This window comes from Micromonospora sp. NPDC049044 (assembly GCF_040649215.1).
Lineage (GTDB): Bacteria > Actinomycetota > Actinomycetes > Mycobacteriales > Micromonosporaceae > Micromonospora.
Genome location: NZ_JBEZFA010000006.1, coordinates 211,975 through 230,555 on the forward strand (window position 1 = coordinate 211,975; position 18,581 = coordinate 230,555).

The 18,581-nt window shown below is 68.2% G+C and carries 14 protein-coding genes; 3 read left to right on the plus strand and 11 right to left on the minus strand.

The genetic code is table 11. From position 1 onward, the window contains the following. Positions 1-3 precede the first annotated feature (3 nt). The 4 genes from AB0B85_RS07210 to AB0B85_RS07225 are packed head-to-tail and all read right to left on the minus strand — an operon-like array spanning position 4 to position 4,666. On the minus strand, positions 4-1,185 hold the full coding sequence (locus AB0B85_RS07210) for an ABC transporter substrate-binding protein (RefSeq protein WP_357404498.1): 1,182 nt from the start codon (positions 1,183-1,185) through the stop codon (positions 4-6). 12 nt (positions 1,186-1,197) lie between these two features. Then, complete coding sequence (locus AB0B85_RS07215; RefSeq protein WP_357404500.1) at positions 1,198-2,181, minus strand: ABC transporter permease; 984 nt, start codon at positions 2,179-2,181, stop codon at positions 1,198-1,200. A gap of 2 nt (positions 2,182-2,183) precedes the next feature. Then, entirely contained in the window at positions 2,184-3,158 is a 975-nt protein-coding gene (locus tag AB0B85_RS07220) for an ABC transporter permease (RefSeq protein ID WP_357404502.1), read from the minus strand. Then, positions 3,155-4,666: a sugar ABC transporter ATP-binding protein gene (locus tag AB0B85_RS07225; RefSeq protein WP_357404504.1), complete on the minus strand. Its 1,512-nt coding sequence runs from the start codon at positions 4,664-4,666 to the stop codon at positions 3,155-3,157. Before AB0B85_RS07225 ends, AB0B85_RS07220 begins: the two co-directional genes overlap by 4 nt. A 526-nt stretch (positions 4,667-5,192) precedes the next feature. On the opposite strand from AB0B85_RS07225, the gene AB0B85_RS07230 reads away from it, so the two are divergent. Then, on the plus strand, positions 5,193-8,741 hold the full coding sequence (locus AB0B85_RS07230; RefSeq protein WP_357404506.1) for a ThuA domain-containing protein: 3,549 nt from the start codon (positions 5,193-5,195) through the stop codon (positions 8,739-8,741). A gap of 82 nt (positions 8,742-8,823) precedes the next feature. Here the strand turns inward: AB0B85_RS07230 and AB0B85_RS07235 are convergent, their stop codons facing one another. The 7 genes from AB0B85_RS07235 to AB0B85_RS07265 all read right to left on the minus strand — a co-directional run bounded on the left by AB0B85_RS07235 (position 8,824) and on the right by AB0B85_RS07265 (position 16,068). Next, entirely contained in the window at positions 8,824-9,831 is a 1,008-nt protein-coding gene (locus AB0B85_RS07235; protein WP_357404508.1) for an aldo/keto reductase, read from the minus strand. A 46-nt stretch (positions 9,832-9,877) separates the two neighbouring features. Beyond that, positions 9,878-10,639: a 2-dehydro-3-deoxy-D-gluconate 5-dehydrogenase KduD gene (kduD, locus tag AB0B85_RS07240; RefSeq protein WP_357404510.1), complete on the minus strand. Its 762-nt coding sequence runs from the start codon at positions 10,637-10,639 to the stop codon at positions 9,878-9,880. After that, positions 10,636-11,661, minus strand: a complete 1,026-nt coding sequence (locus tag AB0B85_RS07245; RefSeq protein WP_357404512.1) for an alcohol dehydrogenase catalytic domain-containing protein — start codon at positions 11,659-11,661, stop codon at positions 10,636-10,638. Before AB0B85_RS07245 ends, kduD begins: the two co-directional genes overlap by 4 nt. Before the next feature lie 106 nt (positions 11,662-11,767). Then, positions 11,768-12,991: a mandelate racemase/muconate lactonizing enzyme family protein gene (locus AB0B85_RS07250; protein WP_357404514.1), complete on the minus strand. Its 1,224-nt coding sequence runs from the start codon at positions 12,989-12,991 to the stop codon at positions 11,768-11,770. A gap of 1 nt (position 12,992) precedes the next feature. Further along, the gene (locus AB0B85_RS07255; protein ID WP_357404516.1) at positions 12,993-13,820 is read right to left on the minus strand and encodes a carbohydrate ABC transporter permease; all 828 of its coding nucleotides are present in this window, start codon (positions 13,818-13,820) and stop codon (positions 12,993-12,995) included. After that, positions 13,820-14,800 (minus strand): sugar ABC transporter permease, encoded by a 981-nt coding sequence (locus AB0B85_RS07260; RefSeq protein ID WP_357404518.1) that lies wholly within the window; start codon positions 14,798-14,800, stop codon positions 13,820-13,822. The genes AB0B85_RS07255 and AB0B85_RS07260 overlap by 1 nt, the downstream gene beginning before the upstream one ends. Before the next feature lie 5 nt (positions 14,801-14,805). After that, a complete protein-coding gene (locus AB0B85_RS07265; RefSeq protein WP_357404520.1) occupies positions 14,806-16,068 on the minus strand; it encodes an extracellular solute-binding protein in 1,263 nt (420 codons plus the stop codon). 146 nt (positions 16,069-16,214) lie between these two features. Here AB0B85_RS07265 and AB0B85_RS07270 point away from each other — a divergent pair, with 146 nt between their 5' ends. Together AB0B85_RS07270 and AB0B85_RS07275 are read left to right on the plus strand one after the other, a co-directional pair. Then, a complete protein-coding gene (locus tag AB0B85_RS07270) occupies positions 16,215-16,985 on the plus strand; it encodes a FadR/GntR family transcriptional regulator (protein ID WP_357404522.1) in 771 nt (256 codons plus the stop codon). 448 nt (positions 16,986-17,433) lie between these two features. Further along, positions 17,434-18,581: glycoside hydrolase family 43 protein (locus AB0B85_RS07275; protein ID WP_357404524.1), on the plus strand; the 1,148-nt coding region annotated here is incomplete at its 3' end.

An 18,581-nucleotide genomic window follows, 5' to 3' on the forward strand; every position in this document is an offset into this window, starting at 1 on the left:
TTCCTACTTCCAGCGCTGCGGGTAGCCGGGCAGGTCGGTGCAGCCACACATCGCGTAGTGCAGCGGCGGCATGCTCGTGTCGAGGTACTTGTCCAGGTTGTCCTGGGTGACTGTCGGCTGCGGCAGCTTCCACGGGTTGGACACCTGCTCGCCGTCCAGGATCCGCAGCGCCGCGATGATCGGCGTACGCCACTGGTAGGTCGGGTACGTCGGCGCGATCGCTGTGAGGTTCTTGTCCTTCCAGATCTTCAGGAAGTCGAGCTGGTCCTCGCCGTTCATCGGCGGCACCGGCTTACCCGCGTCCTGGAACGCCTCGACCGCCGCGACGGCCGTCGCCCCGGCGTCCATCCAGACACCGTCGATGGTGCCGTACCGCTGGATGTAGTCGTCGACGATCTTCTTGGTCTTGGCCGGGTCGCCGTCGGTGAACTCGACGCCCACGACGTCGACCTTCGCCTTGTCGAACGCCACCTTCGCGGCCGACCAGCGGGTCTCCAGGACGTCGACGCCGGGCAGGATCCGCAGGGCGAGGACCTTGCCGCCGGGCTTCATCTTCTGGCTGACGAAGTCGGCGCCGACGTGGCCGAACCCGTAGCCGCCGATGGGGTTGATGAACGTCACCGGGCACTTCGTGTTGACGCCCCGGTCGAAGACGATCACCGGCAGGCCCGCCTGGCAGGCCGCCTCGACGGCCGGGGTGAGCGTGGCGGTGGTGTTCGGCGAGACGATGAGCGCGTCGCAGCCCTTGCCGAGCAGATCGTTGATGTCCGCGATCTGCTTCTGGTCCTTGCCCTCGGCGTCGACGTGCACGAACTCCTTGATCCGGCTCTTCTGCGCCTCGACCTCGGCCTGCATGGTCTTGAACCCGACCTGCCGCCACGGGTTGTTGAGCGCCGCGTTCGAGAAGCAGATCTTGTGCGGGCCGCTCTTCTTGAACTTGGCGGTGTCCACCATCTTCGGGTTGAGCACCTGCTCCCACGGCTTGTCGGCGGGACCCGTCGGGGTCGCGTCGAGCAGCGCGAGCTCGGCGTCGTAGTCGGCCTGCACGAAGAACTTCGACTGCTCCCCGGTGCCCGACCCGGCGGCGGGCGGGCTGCCCGACGGGCTCGCGCCCGGCTCATCCGTGGCACAGGCGGCGAGGGACAGCAAGGTGACAGCGGCCAGCGCCGCCATGGAACGTCGCACTATGGTTCCCCTTTATCTCGACGAAGAACGCGTTGCCGAGACCGCCACGGCGAGCAGGATGATCCCGCCCTGGACGGTCGACTTGAGGGCGCCGGAGACGCCGTAGAAATTCATGAGGGCGAAGAGAAGTTCGAGGGTCAGCGCACCGAGCATCGCGCCGACGACCGAACCGCGACCGCCGCCCAGCGCTACCCCACCGAGGACGACCGCGGTGATCGCACCGAACTCCAGGCCGACGCCGGCCTGGAACGACACACCGCTGTAGCCGCCCAGGAGGATCGCCGCGACCGCCGCCACGAGCCCGCTGAGGATGAAGGCGATCGTCCGGGTACGCCAGACGCGTACCCCGCTCAACTCGGCGGTGCGCGGATTGTCGCCGACGGCGACGAGCGTCCGGCCGAAGTCGGACCGCATCAGCAGCACTGCCAGCACCGCCATGGCCACGAGGATCAGCAGCGCGTAGGGCACGCGACCGAGCAGCGGCACGTCCTCGAAGGCCCGCCGACCGTAGCGGCGGAACTCCTCCGAGAGCCCACCCTTGGGCGCGCCGTCGGACCACAGGTAGACGGCGCCGACCAGGATCAGGAACATGCCGAGCGTGGTGATGAACGACGGCACCCGCAGCCGTGTGGTGATCAGGCCGTTCACCAACCCGACGAGCGCGCCGAAGGCGAGCAGGAGCAGCACCACGGGCCAGGTACGCGCCGGGTCACTGTCGATGAGCCGGGCGGCGACCACCACCTGCGCGGTGACCAGGGAGCCGACCGAGAGATCGAACTCGCCGGAGACGATCACGAAGTACTGGCCGGCGGCGAGCAGGATGATCGGCGCCGAACGCCCGAGGAACGACATCAGCGACGCGGGGGCGAGGAAGTCGGGCTGGCGGACGCCGACGAGCACCACGAGCACGGCGAGGATCGCGAGGATCGGCAGCAGGCCACCGGGGCGGAGCCGCGGGAGACGCAGTGGCAGCGTACGACGCTGAACTGTCTGCATGGCTAGGCAGCCGCCTTTCGCATGGTCCGACGGGCGTAGACGGCCACCGCGGCGATGATGATCGCGCCCCGGATCACCTGCTTGAAGAAGGCGTCGACCTCCAACTGGTTGAAGATCGCGTCGATGCTGGCGAGCAGCAGCACTCCCCCGACCGTGCCGATGACACCACCGCGCCCACCGGCGAGGGCGGTTCCGCCGATCACCACCGCGGCTATCGACTCCAGGTCGTAGAGGCCCTCGGTGCCCACCCGGGGCGCGCCCGAGCCGAGCCGACTGGCGAGGTAGACACCGGCGAGCCCGGCACACATCGAACAGAGCACGTGGGCCGTGACCAGGACCCGGTCGTTGCGGACGCCGGAGAGCCGGGCCACCTCCGGGTCTCCGCCGACGGCGACCAGGTGGTGACCGAAGCGGGTCTTCGAGAGCGCGAACCAGGCCGCCGCGGTCACCGCGACAAGCAGCAGGAACGACACCGGCACCGGGCCGATGCGCTGGTAGCCGAGCGACTGCACGAGTGCGGGCGCGGTGGTGCCGGCCGGCCCGTCGTAGCCGTTGTCGAGGTATCCCTTGAGCAGCAGCCCGACGCCGAGGGTCGCGATGAACGCGTTGATGCGCAGTTTGGTGACGAGCAGCCCGTTGAGCAGCCCGACGCCAGCGCTGACCACGAGCGCCAGGCCGATCGCCGGTAGCAACGCGCCGTCGCTGCCGTTCATCGTCTCGGCCGCGACCAGGGTGCTGAGGCTGATCACGTACGCCACCGACAGGTCGAGCGAGCCGCCGAGGATGACAAGGGTCTGGCCGACGGCGACGAGCCCGAGGCCGGCCGCCACGTGCAGCAGGCTCACCGTCGTGGACTGGTTGAAGAGCTGACCGCCGTCGACGAGGACGACAAGCCAGCCGATCACGAGGGTGAGGGCCAGGGCCACGAACACGCCGGGTACGGGGCGGCGGGCCGGCAGGAGCGTCAGGGCGCTCATGCGGCAGCCTCCCGCGCGGCCCCGATCGCCAGGGTGACCACGTCTTCCTCGCTCGCGCCGGCTGGTAGTTCACCCACGATCCGACCGTCGCGCAGGACGACGATCCGGTCGCTCATGCCCAACAGCTCGGGCAGGTCGGACGAGATCATCAGCACCGCCGCACCGTCGCGGGCGAGACGTCGGACGAGGTCGTGGATTGCCGACTTCGCGCCCACGTCGATGCCGCGGGTCGGCTCGTCGAAGAGCAGGATCTGCGGGTTGAGCGCGAGCCACCGGGCCAGGACGACCTTCTGCTGGTTCCCGCCGGACAGGAATCGGATCTCCTGGTCGTCGCCCGCGGCGCGGACCTCCACGGCGGCGAGCAGATCGCGTACCCGACCGGTGCGGGCCGCGCGGCCAGAGCGGGCGGCGAAGACGGCCCGGCTGGCGAGCAGCGCGTTGTCGAGCACCGACTGCCGGGGGACGATCCCCTCGCCCTTACGGTCCTCGGTGACGTAGGCGATGCCGGCCCGCATCGCGGTGCGTGGCGAGCGCAGCCGCAGCTGCCGACCGTCAACAGTGACCTCGCCGGTGGTGAACGGGGCCACCCCGAAGAGCGCACGCGCCAGCGCGGATCGGCCGGAGCCCTGGAGGCCGCCGATGCCGAGCACCTCGCCGGCCCGCAACTCAATGTCGATGTCGCGGAGTTTCCGGTTGCCCCCGGCACGGACGGTGAGCCGCACCGGACCGGGGTCGTCGGGATCGGCCCGATCGGGGTAGTAACTCGACAGCTCCCGGCCGACCATGTGTCGGACCAACTCGTCCGCGCTGGTGTCCGCGGTCTCCACTGTGGTCACCCGGCGGCCGTCCTTCAGGACCGTGATCCGGCTGGACAGGTCGAAGACCTCGGCGAGCCGGTGCGAGACGTACAGCAGGCCGATGCCGCGCTCCTGGAGTCGGCGCACCAGGCCGTAGAGCAGCTCGACCTCGTGGTCGGCGAGCGCGGCGGTCGGCTCGTCCATGATGAGCAGCCGCGCGTCCAGGGCGAGCGCCTTGGCGATCTCGACCACCTGTTGTTGGGCGACACCGAGCTGCCCCACCCGGGCGTCGGCGGGCAACGTGGTCTCCCCGATCGAGGCGAGCAGACGCGTGGTGCGGTCGAGCATCTCCCGACGGTCGACAAGCCCGCGCCGGACCGGCTCGTGGCCCAGGTAGACGTTCTCCGCGACGGTGCGCTCCGGCAGCAGGTTGAACTCCTGGTGGATGATGCCGACCCCGGCGCGCTGGGCGTCCCGGGGGCCACGGAAGACGCGGGGCTCACCGGCGAACTCGACGCTGCCCTCGTCCGGGGCGTACCCGCCGGACACGATCTTCATGAGGGTCGACTTGCCGGCGCCGTTCTCACCGACAACGGCGTGCACCTCGCCCGGCGCGACATCGAGGTCGACACCGTCGAGCACGCGTACCCCGAGGAAGGATTTGCCGATGCCCCGGAGGGTGAGCAGCGGCGCCGGCGGTGGGTCTGACATCCCGAAAGCCCTCACAGACAGTAGTCATAGACAGGGTGCCCGGGTCGGCGTCCGGCCCGTGCGTGGCCGCGCCGCGAACTTTCGCAGCCGGCCGCGGAGACTTACGTTTTTATGTTGCGAACATTCCCTTGACATCGACGAAACATCACACGTATGAAGAAGATAGATGTTTGGATGCAGGTCCGCAATCCTCGACCGGGGCCGATTGCCAGGGCCATCACTCGAACGGCAGCGAAGCCGTGCCCGAGAGATTCGGACATGGCCGTCGTCATCAGGGCAAGACGTCGGACGTCACCCCATTCATTGACACCCATCTATTTCTAGCTCATCCTGACCTCGTGGACCACGGGACAAGCTTCACAGCCGCCATCACCCTCTGTGAGGTCCCGCGGGTCTGACTGCCGTTTCGGCGAACGGCACGAGGACAGCCCAGCGCACTCGTGCCCACCCCTGCGTCCAGGCACAACCTGACGCAGCGTGGACCCGTGGGCGCACTCGGAGTCGCCCGTCCAACCTAGGAGACGCCATGCGTCGCAATACGATGATCATCTCGGTGATCGCGGGCCTGTTGCTGGCCCTCGGACTCGCCCCACCCGCTTCGGCGGCCCCCGCCTTCCGCGCCCTGGTGTTCAGCAAGACCACCGGCTACCGGCACGACTCGATCCCCGCCGGGATCAGCATGCTCCAGCAGCAGGCCACCGCGAACAACTTCGAAATCGTGGCGACCGAGGACTCGAGCGTCTTCACCGCCGCCAACCTGGCGACCTTCGACGTGATCGTCATGCTCCAGACCTCCGGCATGGTCTGGACCTCGGCGGCGCAGCGCCAGGCGGTGGAGGGTTACCTCGCCAGCGGCAAGGGCATCGTGGCCATCCACAACGCCACCGACATGGGCATCGAGTCCGAGTACCCGTGGTGGGACCAGACCATCAACGGCGGCGCCCACATGCCCGAGCACTCCCCCGGCGTGCTGCCCGGCACCGCGATCGTCGCCGACAAGCAGCACCCGTCGACGGCCGGGCTGCCGGATCGGTGGAACCGCAGCGAGGAGTGGTACAACTTCGACTCCAACCCACGCGGCAAGGTGCACGTGCTGGTCACCGCCGACGAGCGCACCTACAACCCGGGCTCCCGGGCGATGGGCCCGGACCACCCGATCTCCTGGTGTCGCGACACCAACGGCGGGCGTGTGTGGGCCACCGCGATGGGTCACGCGATCGACTCCTACAGCGAGACGAACTTCCGCAACCACGTCCTCGGTGGGATCAAGTGGGCCGCCGGCAACGCCCCCGGCGACTGCGGCGGCACCGTCTGGGGCAACTTCGAGAAGCGCACCCTCGACGACAACACGGTCGACCCGATGGCGATGGCGGTGGCCCCGGACGGGCGGGTGTTCTACGCCCAGCGCGGCGGGCAGCTGAAGGTCTTCAAGCCGTCCACGAACAGCACAGTCACCGCCGGCACGCTGAGCGTCTACACCGGCGGCGAGGACGGTCTCACCGGCATGGCGCTGGACCCCAACTTCGCCACGAACGGGTACGTCTACCTCTACCACTCGCCGGCGAGCAGCTCGACAGACGTCAACCGGGTCTCCCGCTACACGATGAGCGGTGACACGCTGAACATGTCGAGCGGCGTGACGATCATCGACATCCCGGCGTACCGGGACCGGACGTTCCCGGAGCCCGGGCACACCGGCGGTTACATCGAGTTCGGTCCGGACGGCAACCTCTTCATCGGCACCGGTGACGACACGCCGCCGAACCTCGACCCCAACTGGCAGGGCTACGCCCCGCTGGACTGGCGCTCGGGCAAGTCCAACCTGGACGCCGCCCGCAGTGCGGGTAACACGAACGACCTGCGCGGCAAGCTGCTACGCATCCGCCCCGGAGCCACCGGCGGCTACACCATCCCGTCGGGCAACCTCTACCCGCAGGGCACCGCGCAGACCAAGCCGGAAATCTACGCGATGGGCTTCCGCAACCCGTTCCGGTTCTCGATCGACCCCGCCAACGGCTGGGTCTACCTGGCCGACTACGGGCCGGACCGCAACCCGCCCACCACCAACCGTGGCCCCGAGGGCCTGGTCGAGCTGAACGTGATCAAGACGCCCGGCAACTACGGCTGGCCGTTCTGCCACGGCAACAACCAGCCCTACGCGCCGTACAACCCGGACACCGGCGTCGTCGGCGCGAAGTTCAACTGCTCGGCACCGGTAAACAACTCGCCGAACAACACCGGGCTGGTCAACCTGAAGCCTGTTGTCATGCCCAACATCTGGTATGGCTACCCCGCCTCGACGACCTTCCCGGAGCTCGGCTCCGGCGGCTCCGCGCCGATGGGTGGCCCGGTCTACCGGTACGACGCGTCGAACCCGTCCGCGACGAAGTTCCCGCCCTACTACGACGGTGTGCACTTCTTCTACGAGTGGGCGCGTAACTACATCAAGGAGGTCCACTTCGACTCCTCCTCGGCGGTCACCCGCACCAACCCGTTCCTGCCCGGGACCGGGTTCAACAAGCCGATGGACATGGAGTTCGGCAAGGACGGCTCGCTCTACCTGCTGGAGTGGGGCACCAACTTCGGCGGCGGCAACAGCGACTCCGGGCTCTACCGGATCGACTACATCCAGGGCGGCCGGTCCCCGATCGTCAAGGCCACCGGTACGCCCACCAGCGGCAGCGCACCGCTCACCGTCCAGTTCAGCAGCGCCGGCACGTCCGACCCGGACGGCAACACGCTCAGCTACCTGTGGACGTTCGGCGACGGCACCACCTCCACGGCCGCCAACCCGTCGAAGGTGTACACCTCCAACGGCAACTACACGGCCCAGTTGAAGGTCACCGACAGCACCGGTAAGACCGGCTTCGCCAACGTCCCGATCACCGTCGGCAACAGCGCCCCGGTGGTCACCATCACCACACCTGCCAACGGTGGCATGCTCACCTTCGGTGACAAGGTGCCGTACCAGATCACCGTCACCGATCCGGACGGCGGCACTGTCGACTGCTCGAAGGTGTTCCTCAACCCGGCGCTGGGTCACGACGACCACGCGCACGAGACCACCGAGTACCCGGGTTGCTCGGGCACCATCTCCACCGACCTACTCGGCGGACACCCCGATGGCGCCAACCTGTTCTACGTGCTGAACGCGCGCTACACCGACAACGGCGGCTCGGGGGGCGGGTCCCCGCTCACCGGCACCGCACAGGCGATCCTGCAACCGAAGCACAAGCAGTCCGAGTACTTCAGCAGCCAGTCCGGCATCCGGGTCATCGACCAGGCCGCCGCGGAGAGCACCAAGCGCGTCGGTGACATCTCCTCGAACGACTGGATCGCCTTCAGCCCGATGAGCCTGTCGGGTATCTCGACGGTCAGCTACCGGGTCTCGTCGCCCTCCGGCGGCGGTTCGATCGAGCTGCGCGCCGGCTCACCGACCGGTACCCTGCTGGCCACCACCACGGTGCCGAGCACCGGTGGCTGGGACAACTACCAGTCCACGACACCGGTGAGCGTCGCCGCCAGCAGTGGGACCCAGACGCTCTACATGGTGTTCAAGAACTCCAACAACTCGTTCGATCTGGACTCGCACACCTTCGGCGGAAACGGCGTCGGAACACCCGGCACCGGCACCGGTACCGGTCTGGCCGGTAAGACCTACACGCTCACGGCACAGCACAGCAACAAGCTGATGGACGTCAGTGGGGTCTCCACCGCCGACGGCGCCCAGATCACCCAGTGGGCGTCCACCGGCGGCAACAACCAGAAGTGGCAGGCCGTCGACGCCGGCAACGGCGCGCTCTACCTGAAGGCGGTGCACAGCGGCAAGTGTGTCGAGGTGGTCGGCAGCTCGACCGCGGCGGGTGCCTTCCTCCAGCAGGCCACCTGCAACAACGGCAACCAGCAGAAGTTCACCGCCACCGCGACGGGCACCTCCGGCGTGTACACGGTGAAGAGTGTGCTGAGCGGGCTCTGCGTGGACGTCAACGGCGCTTCCACGGCCGACGGCGCCCGGCTGTTGCAGTGGACCTGCCACAGCGCAGCCAACCAGCAGTGGCGGTTCACCGCTCTCTGATCTGCGGCTGTCGCGGTAGAACATGACGTCCCGGTCGGGACCGGTCCGAGAATCGGAGCCGGTCCCGGCCGGGACGTCGCCGTCAGTTCGGCTGGCCCGCAGCGCCCGGACCGGGCGCCACGGCGAGCAGCCCGGCCGCTGTCAGGGCCTCCCACAGCTCGTCCGGTACGGCAACGTCGGCGCGTCGTACCGTCTCGGCCACCTGCGCCTCGGTGCGGACGCCGACCACCGTCGACACCACCGCCGGGTGCCGACGGACGAAGGCCAGTGCCGCCTGCGGCAGGGTCACCCCGTGCGTCTCGCAGACCGCGGCGATCCGCCGGGCCCGCTCGATCACCTCGGCGGGGGCCTGCTGGTAGTTGTAGACCGCATCGGCCGGCGGCTGGTCCCGCGACAGCAACCCCGAGTTGTAGACGCCCGCGATCACCACACCCACCCCTCGCTCCTCGGCGGCCGGCAACAGGTCGTCCGCCGCCCCCTGTTCGAGCAGGGTGTACCGCCCGGCGCACATCATCACGTCGACGTCGGTCTCCCGCACGAACCGCGCCAGCATCGCCGACTGGTTCATCCCGGCACCGATGGCACCCACGACACCCTGGTCACGCAGGTCGACCAGGGCCGGCACGGCCTCGTGCGCGGCCTGCTCCCAGTGGTCGTCCGGGTCGTGCAGGTAGACGATGTCGATCCGGTCCAGCCCGCTGCGCTCGAGGCTGGCCTCGATCGAGCGACGAACACCGTCGCGGCTGAAGTCCCACACCCGGCGGTGGCTGGCGGGCACGTCGAACCCCTCGGAATCCCGCAGGTGCGCGATCTCGGGCGACGGCACCAGGAGTCGTCCGACCTTCGTCGACACGACGTACTCGTCGCGCGGCCGATGCCGCAACGCCGCACCGAGGCGGCGCTCGGACAGCCCGAGTCCGTAGTGCGGCGCGGTGTCGTAGTACCGGACACCGGCGGCCCACGCCGCGTCGACAGCCGCGTCGAACTCCTCGTCCGTCGTCGCCCGGTACAGGTTGCCCCCCTGGGCCGCGCCGAACCCCAGCCCGGTGAGACGCACCCGCGGGCGGCGCGGCAGCGCTCGCGCCGTCATGCCGCCGCCGATCCGGGTACGCGGCGATCGGGCTCACCGGGGGCCGTCATCGGCCCATCCAGCCGCCGTCGACGGGCAGTACGACCCCGTTGACGTAGTCCGACGCCGACGACGCCAGGAACACCGTGGCACCGCCCAGATCGTCGGCGCGACCCCACCGGCCGGCCGGGATCCGGGTGAGGATCGCCTGGTTGCGGTCGGCGTCGTCGCGCAGCGCCTGGGTGTTGTCGGTGGCGATGTAGCCGGGGGCGATGGCGTTGACGTTCACCCCGTGGGCCGCCCACTCGTTCGCCAGCGCCTTGGTGAGCCCGGCGATGCCCGATTTCGACGCGGCGTAACCGGGCACTGTGATGCCGCCCTGGAAGCTCAACAGCGAGGCGGTAAAGATGATCTTCCCATGGCCCCGCTCGACCATCGTCCGGCCGATCTCCCGGCTCAGGATGAACTGACTGCTCAGGTTCACCTCGATGACGTGGTCCCACATCTCGTCGGGGTGCTCGGCGGCCGGGGTGCGGGCGATCGTGCCGCCGTTGTTCACCAGGATGTCGATCGGTCCGAGCGCGGTGAGGTCCCGGGCCAGCTGGTGTACGGCCGCTCGGTCACCGAGATCGGCACGCAGCCCGGTGAACTGGCGGCCGGCGGCGCGCACCCGGCGTTCCACCTCGCTGCCATCCGATTCGAGCTGGGCGGAAACACCCACGATGTCGGCACCGGCCAGCGCCAGGGCCTCGGCCATGGCGAGGCCGATACCGCGCCGGGCACCGGTCACGACCGCGACGCGTCCGGACAGATCGAACAGGGCCGTCACTTGTTTCCCTCCCGCAGATCGAGCAGCACCTTCATCACACCGCCACCCTCAAGGGCGGTGAAGGCGGCGCTGGCCGCCTCCACCGGCTCCACCCGGGAGATGAGCTGTTGGGCCGGGATCGCACCCGAGGCGACCAACCGGATCGCCTCCTCCATGTCGTCGCGCTGGTACAACCGCGCGCCGAGGAGTTCCAGCTCACGCCAGAAGAACCGGTGCAGGTTGACCTCGCGCGGCCGGGGGTGGATCGCCACCATCACCAGCCGGCCGCGGGTGGTGAGGACGTCGACGGCGGTGGTGACGCCACCGGCGGAGCCGGACACCTCGAAGGCGATGTCGGCGCCCGCGCCGTTGGTGCGCTCGTTGACAAGTGCCACCACGTCCGTCGCTCCCGGGTCGACGGCCTCGATCCCGATCCCGGCCGCCACCTCCCGTCGGAACGGATCCGGCTCGACGAGGAGCACCCGCGCGCCGCGGCCCGCCGCGACCACGGCGATGAGCGCCCCTACCGGCCCGCCGCCGACCACGACCACCTGGTCGTCGGCTGTCACATTCCCCCGCCGGACGTCGTGCACGGCGACCGCGACCGGCTCGACGAGCGCCGCGTGGTCCAGCGGCAACTCCTCGGGCAGCGGCAGAACCAGCTCCGCCGGCACGGTCCAGTAGGACTGCATGGCGCCCGGTGAGTCGATGCCGAGGAAATTCATGGCGTGGCAGACGTGGGAGTGCCCGCGCTTGCAGGCGGCGCACTGCCCACACGGCCTGGTCGGTAGCACGGTGACCGGTTGCCCGACGCGCCAGCCGGTGGTGTCCGGGCCGACGGCCGCGATCCGACCGGACATCTCGTGCCCGATGATCGCGGAGTCACCGACCCGGGCGTCCATGTCCCCGTGGTAGATGTGCAGGTCGGTGCCGCAGATCCCGGTGTACGCCACCTCGATCCGCACCTGGCCTGGCCCCGGCGGGACCGGTTCGCGATCCTCGATTCCGAGGTCTCGCGCCCCCCGGTAGACGACTGCCTTCATCGATCCTCCGTCTCGACGGCCGGCACGTCGTTCGTGCCGACCGGACATGGCCGTGGGTGCACCGCGATGGCGGTACACCCACGCGCCTCTGTTTCTGGCGGTCAGCTCAGTGCCGCACGGTGGGCGACACCTCGTTGCGGTAGTTGAGTGGCACGACCGGCACCTGCCGGGCGGGGACTACCCCGTCGATGTCGGCCAGCAGCCGCCGGCCGGCCCGCTCCGGCCGGACGTTGGGGCTCTCGGCCTGCTGCGCCAGCGGGCGGTGGTTGGCCGTCCGGATGCGCTCCTCGTCGATGCGCACACCCAGTCCTGGTGCGTCGCCGAGGATGAAGGCACCGTCCTCGACGTGCAGGTCGACGGAGACACCGACCGGTGGATGGAGATCCTGCAACTCACTTGTCAGATGATTCGGCACCGAGGTCGCGGCGTGCAACAGACCGATCGGGCTGTTGCCGATCGGGCTGACCGGCAGGTCGTACGCGTGCGCCAGGGCGGACGCCCGCAGGAAGTGGGTGACCCCCCAGACGGCGGCCATCTGGACGACGTCGACAGCGCCGGCGGCGAGCAGCGGACGGAACTGTTCGAGCCCGGTGAGGTTCTCCCCGGTGGCGACCGACGCGCAGACTCCACGGCTGACGGCGGCGAGGCCCTCGGCGTCCCAGCGTCGGACCGGCTCCTCGATCCAGATGAGGTCGAGGGAGCGTTCGAGTTCGCAGACGTGCCGGACGGCCTGCTTACGGGTCCAGGCCTCGTTGACGTCGAGCATGAGACCCGGTCGCCGGCCGTGCCCCGCCTCGGTCAGGACGTCCTTGACCAGGCTGAGGCGGTGCCGGTCGCGCTCGATGTCGAGACCGCCCTTGAGCTTCGCGGCGCGCAGGCCGTGGCTGGCGTAGACCTCGTACTCCGCGACGAGTTCGTCGTCGGTGAGCCCGATGTCCAGCCCGGACGCGTAGGCGGTGACCCTCCTGTCCCGCCCGCCCAGCAGCCGCCACAGCGGCTCGCCGGCGATCTGCGCCTTGATGTCCCAGAGGGCGGTGTCAAGTGCGCCGATGGTGCCGAACACCGGGCCTGCGTGGCCCGCCTTGAAGGTGTGCCGCAACATGCGGTCGTACAGGGTCGTCACGGCACGGGGGTCTTCGCCCTCGATTGCTGCGAAGATCCGCTCGATCTCGACGTGCGGCCCGAGGCCGACCCCCGAGACGCCCTCGTCGGTGTCGACGATGACGATCGAGATCGGAACCACCCCGTCGGCGAACACCCCGTTGGCATCGCCGACGGGCCGCCCCCATTCCTGGACCGTGGAGAGCGTCCGATAACCCGTGATCCGCATGTCAACCCTTCGTGGAACCGGCGGCTACACCGTCGGCAATTTGGCGCTGGAGGAACAGGTAAACCAACAGGACGGGTATGGCGGCGATCAGCACACCGGAGGCGAAGGTGGGAATGTTGTCGGAGTACTGCCCTCGCAACGAGGTCACCCCGATCATGAGCGTCCGGTGATCGGCCGAGGGCATCATCACCAGCGCCATGAGGACGTCGTTCCAGCAGAACAGGGCGTTGAGGATGCCGACCGACAGCAGTGCCGGGGTGCCCAGCGGCAACATGATCCGGCGGTACACGCCGTACACGGTGTTGCCGTCGATCCGGGCGGCGTCGACGATCTCCGGCGGGATGCCCCGGTAGTAGCTCGTCATCAGGAACACGGTGAACGGCAGGAACTGGGCCACGTAGACGAGGATCAGACCGGGGTACGTGTCGATGAGCGCCGTGTCGGCCATGATCCGGGACAGCGGCACCATGATCACCTGGAACGGGATGAAGAGCCCCGCGAGGCAACCCAGGAACAACGCCGTCGAGCCCCGGAATCGCAGCTGACTCAGCGCGAACCCGGCCATCGACCCGAGCAGCAGCAGCAGGATCACCGACACCGTCACCACGAGCAGCGAGTTGACGAAGTAGCGACCCATGCCGACGCTGCTCCACGCCGTGCTGATGTTCTCCCAGCGCAGCGCGTCGGTGATGGAGAACCGGTCGAGGATGTAGTCACGGCGGGTCTTCATCGCGACGTTGGCGGTGAAGAGCAGCGGGTAGATCGTCGCCAGCGCGAGCAGTGACATGGGGATGGCGATCAACCACCACCCCAGACGGCTCCGAGACATCAATCCTCCTTTCCGGATCGTTCGAGCAGCTTGATCTGCAACAGCCCGACCACGAGCATGATGATGAAGAGGATCGTCGAGGCGGCAGATGCGAGCGCCGGCCGGTTCATCTGGCCCTGCTGAATCCAGATGTAGTACTCCGGCAGGTAGGTCGAACCCTCCGGCCCGCCGCTGGTCATCACGAAGAGCAGGCCGAACATCGAGGTCAACATCCCGATCATCGTGGTCACGAAGACGAACTGGATGGTGCGCGAGAGGCCCGGGATGATCACGTGCCAGACCACCTGGCGTAGCGACGCCCCGTCCACCCGGGCGGCGTCCAGAAGCGCGGGGTCCAGGGTGGCGAAGCCGGCGAGGAACACCACAAGTGCCATTCCGAAGGTGGCCCAGATGTGCACGCCGACCACCATGAACATCGCCAGGTCCGGATCGCCGAGCCAGTCCACCGGACTGATGCCGAACGACCCGAGGATGGCGTTGAGGGGGCCATCGAAGGCGAGTAGCAGGTTGAAGATCGCGCCGACGATGACCGGCGAGAGCACCGCGGGAAAGAAGTAGACGCTGCGGTAGAAGCGGTGGCCGGGCACCCGCAGGAAGATGAACGTGGCGAGCAGGCCGGGGATTGCCACCGCCACCGGGAGCAACAGCACCAGCAGCCCGACGTTGCTCAGCGCGGTCCGGAACAGCGGATCGTGGAACAGCTCGCGGTAGTTGCCGAATCCGACCGCCGTCCCGTTCTGCGCACCGTCGCCGGTGAAGGAGAAGTTGACGCCGAGCACCAGCGGATAGAGCCGCAGCAACACGATGATCAGGACCGCCGGTGCGACCAGGATGTAGGGCGCGAAGCGTTCGGCCCGCAGGCCGGCACTGGCGCGCCGGGGTTGTGCACCATGCCGATGGGCGGCGGGGGTGATCGCCGCCCCGTCGGTCCGTCCGGCCTGAGCCGGACGGACCGACGGTTGCGTGTTTCCGATTGACACGAGGGTCAGCCCGCCTGGTCCGAAGCGGCCAACTGCTTCACCACCTCGTCGACGGTGGTCGAACCGCTGAGCAACTGCTGGGACAGCCGACCCATCAGGTCGATCGTCTTCGAGGAGAGCGCCACGTGCAGCGCCGGCTTGCCGGTCTTCAGCTCGCTGACGATCGTGGAGACGGCCGGACCGTTCTGCGACACGTCGATAGTGGTGTCGGCGACAATCGCGCCGGCGTCGGCGTAGAAGGCCTTCAGCGCGTCCGCCGAGGTCAGCGAGCGCACCAGGTCGGCAGCCACCTTCGGGTCCTTGGTCCACTTGGCGACGCCGTAGCCGATACCACCGTCGTACGGCAGGCTCGCGGTGGTGCCGGCGGTGACGACCGGAGGCTTCATGACGCCGAGCTTCTCCGCCGTCAGGAACTCGTTGAAGTCCTTCCAGTGCCCGACGTCCGACATCAGGCCCATGACGTGGGCGGCCTTACCGGACTGGAAGAACGCGAACGAGTCGTTGAACATGGCTGTCGAGTTGGCCCCGTCGCTGTTCATCTTCTTGTCGCCGGTCTCCTTCCAGAGCTCGAAGATCCGCTTGACGTTCGGCGAGGTCCAGTCGCGCTTGCCGGTGATCCAGGCGTCGTACTCCGCCGCGGTGAGGGTGACCGACCCCATGCTGGAGAGCCAGAACTGGATGCCGACGCCCTCCTTGTTGCCGAGGGCGAAGCACTTCGAGCCGGCCTTGGTGATGGCGGCGCAGTCCGCGACGAACTTGTCCCAGGTGGCAGCCGGGGTCGCCGGGTCGAGGCCGGCCTTGCGGTAGATCTCCTTGTTGTAGTAGATCGGGTAGCCCTGCAGCGTCACCGGACCGGCGTAGACCTTGCCGTCCTTGGTGAACGCGTCCCATCCGGCCAGCCGTTGCTTGTCCTCGGCCACGTAGTCGGTGATAGGCACCAATGCGTCCACCCGGTCGCGGATCTGGCCGCCGCCATTGAACAGCATGACGTCCGGGCCCTTGCCGGACTGGATCGCCGCACCGAGCAGCGTGTAGTACTGGTCAAAGGGCTGCGCTACGAACTCAACCTCAACTTTTGGGTGCTTCTTCTTGAAATCAGCCTTAGCCTTGTCCAGATAGGACTTGGCGAACGACTCGCCGGACTTCCAGTCCCACACCACGAGCTTGCTGTCCGACCCGCTTGACGAGCTTGAATCGCTAGCACTTCCACAACCGGCCAGGGCCAGGCCCACAACGAGGACGGCCGACCATATTGCGCGCTGTCTCATCAGTTGTCACCTCAGAAAGTGGGGTGGCCGGCGGTCGCGCCGCCGTGCCAATGTTGCCCGGAACGTAACTCGTATGACGTTTGACGTCAATACTCAGTCGTACACTGAGCCAGACGTCGTGCCACGGCGAGCCTTTCGGAGGGGACATGACGCCATCGCAGGAGACGGCCCTGAGCAGCCCAGCAACACCGGCGTGGGTGCGTCGGCCGACCAACCTGGCCAAGGCGGTCACCGCCGAACTGGTCGAACGCATCGTCCGCGGCGTACACCCCTCCGGGACGCCCCTTCCTCCCGAACCGATCCTCTGCGAGACCTTCTCGGTGAGCCGGACCGTCGTCCGGGAAGCAGTCAAGATCCTTCAGGAGAAGGGGCTGGTGCAGGTCCGCCAGGGTGCCGGCACCATGGTCAACCCGGCAGCGCAGTGGGACATGCTCGACGAACTCGTCCTCGGCGCCACCATCGCCGAGGACGACAGCCTCGCCATCCTCGACGATCTCGTCGTCACCCGGCGCGTGCTGGAATCAGACATGGCAAACGTCGCCGCCCGGCTCGCCGACGCGCAGACCGTCGACCGGCTGCACACCATGGTGGACCGGATGGACGAACTCGTCGACGACCACGTCACCTACCACGAGCACGACCGGGCCTTCCACGACGCGATCATGCAGACGTCCGGGAACCGCATCGCCCGCGGCGTCGTGCGGGCGCTGGAGAGCCAGGTCATCAACACCGCCCGCTACATGGGCCGGACCGAGCGCGCCCTGTGCGTGGCGTCCAACCAGGGCCACCGGCGCATCTACGAGCGCATCGCCGCGCACGACTCCGAAGGCGCCGCCGAGGCGATGTTCACCCACATCACCGAGGCCTGGCTGGTGCGCCGCAGCGGTTCGGGCGAGGCGGTTCGCCTGCAACGCTGACCGGGGACACCGACGCGGCGCCCACCCCCCGGGGGTACGGGAGCAGGCGCCGCCAGGCCGACGACGTCGGCAACCGCCGGTCCGGAGAACTGCGCGAAGAACCTCCAGATCTCACCCTTGGTCCGGGTCGTGATCCCGCTCTCGCCACGGGTCCCGCCGGTGCCGCCCGAGGAGATCTCCCGCATCGTGCCGCCGCGCCGCCCGCGTCTGGAAATTAGCGCTAACCACGCCACACATCAGACGACAGGTGTCGTTCTAAGCTGCCGTCAGACCAAGTCCGGGTAGCTGGCTGAAGCCCACCACCCTGGCAGCCCAACGGCGACTTGACGCGGCTCATGTTATCGCTCACAGTCGATGGACGAGGGCGATGTGCCGACGACGGTTGACCGGGCGAGCCGCTTGTCGCACCTCGGGCGTGACGTCACCCAGGGCAGGCCGATGGCCGGGCGTGGACCGATGGTTCATGGCCACGGCACGGGTGCGTCCGATGCTCAGACACCGGCATCGCAGCGGTGTTCCCTGCACCCGCACCACCACCGCACCCATTGACGGGCGACGACGTGTCAAATCGGCGCGACTGCCGCGGTCGGCGACGCCCCGCACCGGGTCCGGTGCCCCGCTCGACACCATCGACAGCTTCCCGGAGGCACTCGTGAAATCCGCACCAACACCACTTGCCAGACTGCGGCGTTCGGCCGCGTGGCTGGTGAGCCTGCTCCTGGTCTCAACATTGCTCCCCGCCGGTGTCGCGAAGGCGGACAATCCTATTGTTCAGCATATTTATACGGCTGATCCGGCGCCGTTGGTTTACAACGGTCGGGTGTATGTGTACACGGGTCATGATGAGGATGGTTCGACGTATTTCACGATGAGGGATTGGCGGGTGTGGTCGTCGGCGGACATGGTGAACTGGACTGATCATGGGTCGCCGATGGGTCTGGCGACGTTCGCGTGGGCAGATGCGAACGCGTGGGCGGGGCAGGTCGTGGCGCGTAATGGGAAGTTCTACTGGTACGTGCCGGTGCGGCAGCGGTCGAACGGGCAGATGGTCATTGGTGTGGGGGTGGCGGATTCTCCGACGGGTCCGTTCCGGGACGCGTTGGGTCGACCGTTGGTGGGGAACAACGAGATCGATCCGACGGTGTTCATCGATGATGACGGGCAGGCGTATCTGTACTGGGGTAATCCGGGTCTGTGGTATGTGCGGTTGAACGCGGACATGATTTCGTATTCGGGTGCCGTGACGCGGATCGCGTTGACGACCGCGGGGTTCGGTGCGCGCAGTGGTAACGCGAGTCGGCCGACTCTGTATGAGGAGGGGCCGTGGGTGTTCAAGCGTAACGGGTTGTATTACAACGTGTTCGCGGCGGAGTGTTGTTCGGAGTTCATCGCGTACTCGACGGCGTCGGGGCCGACCGGGCCGTGGACGTACCGGGGGACGATCATGCCGCGGCAGGGGGCGAGTTTCACCAATCACGCCGGGGTGGTGGATTTCGCTGGCGGGTCGTATTTCTTCTATCACAACGGGGCGTTGCCCGGTGGTAGTGGGTACACCCGGTCGGTGGCGGTGGAGAAGTTCTCCTACAACACCAACGG